Source organism: Pseudoalteromonas sp. S558, assembly GCF_005886635.1.
Lineage (GTDB): Bacteria > Pseudomonadota > Gammaproteobacteria > Enterobacterales > Alteromonadaceae > Pseudoalteromonas > Pseudoalteromonas aliena.
This window is the reverse complement of record NZ_PNDU01000014.1, coordinates 1-9,058: the sequence shown is the minus strand read 5'-3', so window position 1 is coordinate 9,058 and position 9,058 is coordinate 1. Positions and strand designations below refer to the sequence as shown.

Annotated in this window: 10 protein-coding genes; 8 read left to right on the top strand and 2 right to left on the bottom strand. The window is 39.9% G+C overall.

Translation table 11 applies throughout. The features are described 5' to 3' along the window. Positions 1-209: 209 nt before the first annotated feature. Both CWB66_RS01160 and pepB read right to left on the bottom strand, forming a co-directional pair. Entirely contained in the window at positions 210-776 is a 567-nt protein-coding gene (locus tag CWB66_RS01160; RefSeq protein WP_077535818.1) for a phosphoribosyltransferase, read from the bottom strand. A 185-nt stretch (positions 777-961) separates the two neighbouring features. Then, positions 962-2,257 (bottom strand): aminopeptidase PepB, encoded by a 1,296-nt coding sequence (gene pepB / locus CWB66_RS01155; protein ID WP_138584019.1) that lies wholly within the window; start codon positions 2,255-2,257, stop codon positions 962-964. 123 nt (positions 2,258-2,380) lie between these two features. Here pepB and sfsA point away from each other — a divergent pair, with 123 nt between their 5' ends. The 8 genes from sfsA (at position 2,381) to CWB66_RS01115 (ending at position 8,764) form a co-directional block, all read left to right on the top strand. After that, positions 2,381-3,100: a DNA/RNA nuclease SfsA gene (sfsA, locus tag CWB66_RS01150; protein WP_138584018.1), complete on the top strand. Its 720-nt coding sequence runs from the start codon at positions 2,381-2,383 to the stop codon at positions 3,098-3,100. 255 nt (positions 3,101-3,355) lie between these two features. Continuing rightward, positions 3,356-3,799 carry an RNA polymerase-binding protein DksA gene (dksA, locus tag CWB66_RS01145; RefSeq protein ID WP_077535821.1) on the top strand — a complete coding sequence of 148 codons (444 nt, stop codon included), beginning with the start codon at positions 3,356-3,358 and terminating at the stop codon, positions 3,797-3,799. A gap of 20 nt (positions 3,800-3,819) precedes the next feature. Continuing rightward, the gene (gluQRS, locus tag CWB66_RS01140) at positions 3,820-4,764 is read left to right on the top strand and encodes a tRNA glutamyl-Q(34) synthetase GluQRS (RefSeq protein ID WP_138584017.1); all 945 of its coding nucleotides are present in this window, start codon (positions 3,820-3,822) and stop codon (positions 4,762-4,764) included. A gap of 146 nt (positions 4,765-4,910) precedes the next feature. Then, positions 4,911-6,335, top strand: a complete 1,425-nt coding sequence (pcnB, locus tag CWB66_RS01135) for a polynucleotide adenylyltransferase PcnB (protein ID WP_171037442.1) — start codon at positions 4,911-4,913, stop codon at positions 6,333-6,335. 1 nt (position 6,336) lies between these two features. Beyond that, on the top strand, positions 6,337-6,822 hold the full coding sequence (gene folK, locus CWB66_RS01130; protein ID WP_077535824.1) for a 2-amino-4-hydroxy-6-hydroxymethyldihydropteridine diphosphokinase: 486 nt from the start codon (positions 6,337-6,339) through the stop codon (positions 6,820-6,822). A gap of 31 nt (positions 6,823-6,853) precedes the next feature. Next, positions 6,854-7,648: a 3-methyl-2-oxobutanoate hydroxymethyltransferase gene (gene panB / locus CWB66_RS01125; RefSeq protein WP_077535825.1), complete on the top strand. Its 795-nt coding sequence runs from the start codon at positions 6,854-6,856 to the stop codon at positions 7,646-7,648. Further along, positions 7,648-8,496: a pantoate--beta-alanine ligase gene (panC, locus tag CWB66_RS01120; protein ID WP_138584016.1), complete on the top strand. Its 849-nt coding sequence runs from the start codon at positions 7,648-7,650 to the stop codon at positions 8,494-8,496. The genes panB and panC overlap by 1 nt, the downstream gene beginning before the upstream one ends. A 31-nt stretch (positions 8,497-8,527) precedes the next feature. Beyond that, positions 8,528-8,764: a hypothetical protein gene (locus CWB66_RS01115; protein WP_138584015.1), complete on the top strand. Its 237-nt coding sequence runs from the start codon at positions 8,528-8,530 to the stop codon at positions 8,762-8,764. The last annotated feature ends 294 nt before the right edge of the window (positions 8,765-9,058 follow it).

Below are 9,058 nucleotides of genomic sequence, written 5' to 3'. Positions count from 1 at the left end.
ATTATGGGTTCATTTTAACGTCAAGAAAATTACGCTAGAATTAGGCAAAAATTTTTGTATCTAGTTGTTCTAAATATAAAATTTTTAACGACGTTATAGTGCAATTTAATTCGTTAAATTGTTCAAAGATTTATGCAGGTTGGTATAAACTAAATTTCATGCATAAAAAAAGGCCTTGACGGCCTTTTTTTATTTATACAAATTGCTAATTACTTCTCTAGCAAAATGTCATGAATTTTCGCAAGATCAGATTTACCTTCAATAATTTCATCCGGTGTTAAACCCGATAGCTCATGCGGAAACACTAACCACTCTTCAGACTCATGAATATAATAATCTGGTACAGTGTCTACTTTTGAATTTTTTGGCTTGTAGTATGGGCACGCAATACGAATGTCGCGTGGTAAGTTCAAGCGCATAAGTTCTGAAAGCTTTTCTTTTAATGCAACAATACTTCGACCTGAATCAAATACATCATCAACAATTAAAAGTGAATCGCCAGCATTCGCGTTTTCTACAATATAATGTAAGCCGTGTACTTTAATTTCTTTTGATTGCTTACCAATACCGTAATAAGACGATGTACGTACCGCAATATGGTCAGTCTCAATACCTTTGTAATCGTAATATTCTTGAACAGCAATACCGATTGGTGCACCACCTCGCCAAATACCAATAATAAAATCAGGACGAAAGCCATCTTGGTATACTTGTGCCGCTACGCGGAACGAATCTTCAAGCAGCTGTTGAGCTGTGATGTAGCACTTATCTGACATAATTAGAAACCCCAGTGGTGGATATAACGCTTGAGCGCAGCTTAGAGTTAAGCAAAAATTAAACTCAAACAGGTGTTGGCGACGGATTTTACCGCAAATGAAATGAAATTGCTTGCTCCACACACAAAAAAAACAGGCACCTGTTAGTGCCTATTTAAGGTATAAAATGCATAATTTAATAAATACTATGCTTTTTCTAGTAAAGTTCGCGCAACCGTACGCATACCTTGAGTTGTTGCCCCTGCTGCCCATTGACTTGTGCTGCCCATGTTAAATGCAGCGGCTAAATCTATATGTACCCAGCCTTTGCCGTCGTTTGGCACAAAGCGTGACAAAAAGCCTGCCGCATTTGAAGCGCCGCCGTAACCGCCACCTTTTTGTGCACGGCTATTCGCCGTGTCAGCATAAGGAGATGGGCAGTTTTGCTGATGCCATTTTTCAAGAGGTAATGGCCAAGCCGCTTCCATTTCTTGAGATGCAAAACCTTCAACTTCGCGTGCAAGCTCTTTATCAAGTGAAAATAATGCATTGTACTCTTGACCAACAGCAACCAGCGCTGCACCCGTCAGTGTTGCTGCATCAATAATAAGTGGAGCGCCAGTCTCACCAGCAGCCATTAGGCCATCCGCAAGTACTAAACGCCCTTCTGCATCAGTGTTTACAATTTCAACAGTCGTGCCATTTTTATAAGTAAGAATGTCACCTAATTTGTATGCATGACCCGAAATTAAGTTCTCAGCACAACATAAAAACAGTTTAATACGCTTTTCTATACCACGGTTAATAGCTAATGCTAAACCTGCAGTTACTGTTGCTGCGCCGCCCATGTCGCATTTCATACCAAGCATACCTTCGCTTGATTTAATTGAGTAACCACCTGAGTCAAACGTAATACCTTTACCAACAAGTGCTGCACTTACTGGTGCATTTTCGTCGCCTGTTGGGTTGTAATCAAGCTCAAGCAATACTGGTGGGCGTACACTACCACGGCCAACAGCATGAATACCAATCCATTGTTGTTCTAGTAAGGCATCGCCTTTAATAATTTGGTAACTTACATGTTCAGGCGCTAATGATTGAATAAACTCAGCCGCTTTTTCTGCAAGGCTTTCTGGATAAATGTCATCGGCAGTGCCGTTAACCATTTCACGCGCCCAAATTGCTGACGTTTTTAAATGAGCAAGTTCTTTAATATCTGATTGTGTGTTATCAACAAACTCAACACCGTTTAATGATTTTGGTGTTACAAAACCTTGATAAAAAGCCCATTGGCTCTCTGTACACCAAGTATCGCCTGCTAATTCAACGTTTTTAAGGCCTTGGCTTGCAATAGTACGACCTGCTTTTTGAACATTTTTTAATGTTTCTTGTTCAGACAAATGCACCGTTGCACCGCGCTCGTTAAAAGATAACGATGCATTATCGCCCCAATGGCTTGGTGCAGACTGCTCGCTTAGTTGAACAACAAATTTTTCACTCATGTTAGAATACCTTTGCACTTAAATGTGCCACCGAGTTTACTATAGAGCGCTTAAGTTCCCAACAGCTTGAGATAAATAACATAAACCACACTGCTGTGCAGTATTTACGCTTTGGAAGTTATCATGAAGTACACGCCAACTCTGCAACCTGCCACCTTGTTAAAGCGCTACAAACGTTTTTTAGCTGATTTACAACTAAGTGACGGCTCAGAATTTACCGCCCATTGCGCTAATACAGGTAAAATGACCGGATGTGCAGATCCAGGTTTTACGGCTTTTTATTCAACAAGCGACAACGCTAAACGAAAATACCCACATTCATTAGAGCTTACGCAAAATAATTTAACGCAACTTATTTGTGTAAACACAGCAATGGCTAATAAAGTAGTCGAAGAAGCAATAAACAATAACGTGATAAGTGAGCTCACCGACTACGAACAATTACAAAGTGAAGTAAAATATGGCAATGAAAACAGCCGTATCGACTTTTTGCTTACAAGCAACAATAAACCTAACTGCTATGTAGAAGTGAAGTCTGTCACCTTGCTGAGCCAAAACAATCCAAACAGCGGGCAAGGTTATTTTCCCGATGCACAAACACTGCGCGGACAAAAACACCTACGTGAGCTCATAGAGGTGGTCGAACAAGGTCATCGCGCCGTATTACTGTTTGCCGTTTTGCATGAAGGAATAAATACAGTAAGTGCGGCCGCACATATTGATGAAAAGTATGCCAAGCTATTAAGCCAAGCAATAACGGCTGGTGTTGAAGTACTAGCATACAAAGCAGCAATTTCAGCTCATGATGTTTTACTTCATAAAAAAATCGCATTTGTAGAATAATCGATAAGATTAAACATAGTAATTATAATAATTAACTTGTTTTTAAAGTTTTTGCCCACATAACTAGGCAAGTTTTAAAAAGCGAATACATGAATGAATAAAAGTGTAAATAAACGATTAATACACTTTTTGATCAGTAAACATGGTTGAAGCTAATTCGATTAATTAAAAATAAATTTGCCTAGGGTATAAGATTCTGTTATTTATACCGCCGGCTAATGCTGAGGCATTAAATTAAGGATTTAGGAGAGAATTATGCCAGACCAAAAGAAACATGGTTTATTGGCTCAAGCCGGTTTAGAACCATACCAAGAAAAACCAGGTGAAGAGTACATGAATGATGCACAACGTGCTCATTTTAGAACGATTTTAGAAACTTGGCGTAACGATCTTCGCAATGAAGTTGATCGCACTAAGTCGCACATGCAAGATGAAGCAGCCAACTTTCCTGACCCAGTTGACCGCGCAGCGCAAGAAGAAGAGTTCTCTTTAGAACTTAGAACGCGTGACCGCGAACGTAAATTAATCAAAAAAATTGAAAAAACAATTAATTTGATTAAAGAAGATGATTTTGGCTTTTGTGAGTCTTGTGGTATTGAAATTGGCATTCGCCGCTTAGAAGCGCGCCCAACTGCCGATTTATGCGTAGACTGTAAAACGCTTGCTGAAATCAAAGAAAAGCAATCTGGACGCAGCTAATTAACCTCTATTAATTAGTTATGTCTCCTACAGCCGTTACTGCGCCTATGCGTAAATATCGCGGTCGTTTTGCACCGTCTCCTTCTGGGCCATTACATTTTGGCTCACTTGTAGCGGCTGTGGGTAGTTACCTTGATGCTAAAGCAAACAAAGGTAAGTGGTTGGTCCGTATCGAAGATATAGACACCACCCGCGTTATAAAAAACGCGGATACCGACATCCTTAATACCTTACAAGCCTATGCCCTGTACTGGGATGAACCCGTTGTGTATCAAACGCAGCGCCTTACTCTCTATCAAGAAATTGTTGACTCTCTCCTAAAGCAGCAACTTGTTTACGGCTGCAACTGTACCCGCAAACAAATAAAAGCACTTGGGGGAATTTACCAAGGTCATTGTAAATCGCTCAATAACACTATTGATTCGAGTGCATTACGTTTAACCCAGTGTCATGCAATGACTCAATTTAATGATTTAATTCAAGGCGATATAACCGTTAATACCGCCCTCGCCCATGAGGATTATTTAATTAAACGTAGCGATGGCTTATTTGCATATCAACTTGTTGTGGTTGTTGATGATATTGAGCAAGGCATTAATCGTGTTGTTAGAGGCGCCGATTTAATTGAGCCAACAGCACGGCAAATTAGTTTGTTTAAGCAGCTAAATGCAGCGATACCTGAATTTGCCCATTTACCGTTAGCTGTGGCAGAGCCTGGATTTAAACTATCTAAACAAAACTATGCCCCAGCTATCAGTAAAAGCAACCCAAAACCAGCCTTAATAAGTGCATTTGAGTTTTTAGGGCTGCCCACTCATGCCAATTTAATGGATTTATCTATTGAGCAACTCATGGCTTGGGGAGTCGATACATTTAGCTTAAAACAAGTTCCACGCGTGCCTGAAATACAAATTTCTCAACATCCAACTAGCCAAGTCATCCAATTTACTCTATTAAGTAAATAAAAATTGCTAAAAACAGCTTAATTTCAACACATCAACTTAATTTTTAAACCCTGCTGGTATATGATAGCCGCCTAAATATATGCTATTTACGTTAAACAGCAAGTGATGCGTTATAACACCAACTACTTGCTGTAATTTTGATTGCGATGGCGAGCCAATCAACACCTTCTAGGAGACAGATTATTATTTCCAAGCTTTTTCAATTTTGCAGACAAATAATCGGCCCAAACACCAGTGCCGAAAACGCCTCTGTAAGCAGCGAACCTTTAGTGATCACTCGTGGTGAGCATGGTATTTCTCGCAAACAATTTAGCCCAAATGCAATCAAAGTACTTTATCGTTTAAAAGACGGTGGTTACGATGCCTACTTAGTTGGTGGTTGTATTCGCGATATATTGTTAGGTCAGCAACCAAAAGATTTTGATGTTGTTACCAATGCCACCCCAGATCAAGTAAAAAAACTATTTAGAAATTGTCGCTTAATAGGCCGTCGTTTTCGTTTAGCACATATTGTATTTGGCCGTGAAATTATTGAAGTGGCGACAATGCGTGGACACCACGAAGCGCCAGAAGATAAAAACCAAATAAGCCAGTCAAGTGATCAAGGTCAATTACTACGTGATAACGTATTTGGCAGTATTGAAGAAGACGCCGAGCGTCGTGATTTTTCTATCAATGCCCTTTATTACTCTATTAACGATTTTAGTATTCACGATTACGCTAACGGTTTAGCTGCAATTAAAGCGAAACAAATTGAACTGATTGGCGATCCTGAAACACGTTACCGTGAAGACCCTGTACGCATGTTACGTGCGGTTCGCTTTGCGACCAAACTTGACATGAGTATCGCGCCAAAAAGTGAAAAGCCTATCGCTGAATTAGCAAGTTTACTTGATAATATTCCGCCAGCGCGTTTGTTTGAAGAAGTACTAAAACTGTTTTTAAACGGCAAAGCTGAAGCAAACTTTTTAATGCTACGTAAATATGGCTTGTTCAAAGCGTTATTTCCGGAACTTGATCAAATTTTAGACCAGAACCCTAATGGTCTTGAACATATGCTAGTTCAGCAAATGTTCCAAAATACCGACAAACGTATCATTGCAGATAAAAAAGTAACGCCTGCATTTATTTTTGCTGCATTACTTTGGTTCCCGTTATTAAAACACACTAAACAGATTCAAGAACGAGAGCAGGTACTTGAGTACGATGCTTTTGCACAGGCAATGAACAAAGTACTAAGCGAAAGTGCGCAACATATTGCAGTACCAAAGCGCTTTACGCTTGGTGCACGCGATATTTGGCACATTCAGCATCGTTTAGATAAGCGAGCTGGTCAACGTGCTTACAGATTAACGCAACAACCTCGCTTTAAAGCCGCTTACGACTTTTTATTATTACGCGTAAGTGCAGGCGAAACACAGCATACTGAGCTTGCACAGTGGTGGACACAATACCTAAGCCAAGATATAAATGGCCAAAAAGACATGGTTAAAAATCTAGGTCATCAAGGGGGTCCAAAACCACGTAAACGACCTCGCCGCCGCGCACCTAAAAAGCCAACAGAGCAATAATATGCACTGCGTTTATTTAGGTTTAGGTGCTAATTTAAACTCACCAAAAGAGCAACTTGATAATGCGATAACCGCAATCAAGCAATTGTCTTTTTGTGAGTTTGTGAGCGTATCGCATTACTATGCGAGTAAACCTATGGGCCCGCAAGATCAACCCGACTACATAAATGCCGTTGCGTGTATTAAAACAAGTCTTGAACCAGAACAGCTCCTTGATTTAACACAACGCATAGAACTTGAGCACGGCCGTGTTAGAAAAGCCGAGCGTTGGGGCCCTCGCACACTTGATATAGACACCTTATTATTTGGCGATCGAGTAATAAATACCGAACGTTTAACCGTTCCACATTACGGTTTAAACGTTCGTGAGTTTGTAGTGTATCCACTATTAGAGCTGGCACCTGAACTTATTTTACCTAGCGGTGTTGCATTACAAGCTATTGCAGATAACTTACCGCTCAACGACTTACAGCAATTACCTCTGTAATTAACTTAGGCTGATGCCTGCGAGGAATATTATGTCTAAAATCACCGTTTCTACTTTAAATAAAATGAAAGCAGAAAATAACAAAATTACTGCGTTAACGGCATACGACGCCAGTTTTGCAAAGCTATTTCATGATAACGGCGTTGAAGTTATTTTAGTAGGCGACTCTCTAGGCATGGTGCTGCAAGGTGGCGACGACACCCTGGGTGTAACTAACCAAGATATTGCATACCACACCCGCTGTGTACGTGCGGGTAGTCGTGAATTATTTGTGATTGCAGACTTGCCATTTATGACCTACTCAAGCGTTAGTGATACGTGTAAAAATGCCGCTGAGCTAATGCGTGCTGGCGCGAATATGATAAAGCTCGAAGGCGGAGAATGGCTTTACGAGAGTATTAAAACTCTCACGCAACAAGGCATTCCTGTGTGTGGCCATTTAGGCCTTACACCGCAGTCTGTTCATGTATTTGGTGGCTTTAAAATACAAGGTCGTGAAGAAACTCAAGCACAAAAAATAATTGATGATGCAAAAGCACTCGAAGCCGCAGGCGCACAATTATTAGTACTTGAATGCATTCCAAGCGCCCTCGCAAAGCGTATTACAGACGCACTAAGCATCCCAACTATTGGCATTGGTGCAGGCAGCTTAACTGACGGCCAAATATTGGTAATGCATGATCTCGTTGGTATTTCAGCGGGCTATATTCCTAAATTTTCTAAAAACTTTTTATTGGAAACAGGCAATATGCCTCAAGCTGTTCAAAAATATTGTACAGACGTTAAAAGTGGCGCATTTCCTAGCGCTGAACATGAGTTTAAATAATGCAGTCAATCACTGAAATAAAATCGTTACGTAGTCAAATTAAGGCATGGCGCGAAGCTGGTCTTAGCGTAGCACTTGTGCCAACTATGGGTAACTTGCACCGTGGGCATTATTCTCTAGTAGAGAAAGCAAAAACACTGGCCGATAAAGTGGTTGTTAGTATTTTTGTAAATCCGATGCAGTTTGGCGCGAATGAAGATTTAGATAATTACCCTCGTACGCTCAACGAAGATAAACATGGCCTTGCAGAGCTAGGTACTGATATTGTATTTACCCCAAGTGTAGACACAATTTACCCAAATGGATTGGGTGCGCAAAGCTTTGTAGATGTGCCTGGTATTTCATTAGGTTATTGCGGCGGCTCACGCCCAGGCCACTTTAGAGGTGTTGCAACGGTTGTTACTAAATTATTTAATTTAGTTCAACCTGATTACGCCTGCTTTGGCGAAAAAGATTTTCAGCAGCTGCAAGTAATTAAAACCATGGCGCATGACTTGTCTATTCCGGTAGAAATTATTGGTGTACCTACAATGCGTGAAGTCAGTGGCCTTGCTATGAGCTCACGTAATGGTTACTTATCAGATGAGCAAAAACAAACTGCAACGGTTTTATTTAACACATTAAAACATTGCGCTGAGCAGTTAAAAAACGGCAAAAAAGACTTTGCACAACTTGAAGCCGCAGCAAAACAAAGCTTAGAACAGGCTGGCTTAAAACCAGATTATTTTGAGATAGCTCAACGAGATACATTAAAAACTGCTAAACTCGAAGATACCAAATTTATTATTTTAGCCGCAGCCTATTTTGGTAATGTTAGATTGATCGACAACATACAGGTCGAAATTTAATATTATTGCGACTCACTTTTTAAGGATTAACATGCACACTTTAATAAAAACAAGCGTAGTCGCCCTAACTTTTGTATTTTTAGCCGGTTGCCAAAATAAGATAGAAAATCCAGAACTTAATCAATGTGCTCAACAAAACTACCAGTGCGAAAGCACCTGCGAGCAGCAATCAAGTGGCGAAGGTTTAAAACTGCAAGTATGCTCAGGAAAATGTGTTGAAAGCTATAACCAATGCAAAGCTCAGGCAGAAAAATTAGGTAGTATTTAATTCTCTAAAGTTTTTAGTTTTAGGCACAAAAAAACCGCTTAATGAGCGGTTTTTTATTGCCTATGGTTTATTATACCAATTTTATTAAAAACATGATCATTCTAGCGTATTAAATAACTCACTCACTACGTTAAAAATTATGATACATAGAACAACTATGTATCATAATTTTAGCCTTGTTATTGCGCTATTTTCTTATCGCTATAATAGATCACTAATTTAATGCAATTGGTATAACTCAAAACTACGGGGCCGATAAAGGCCCCAAAGAGCTGCGCATGTTTAGCATTTATG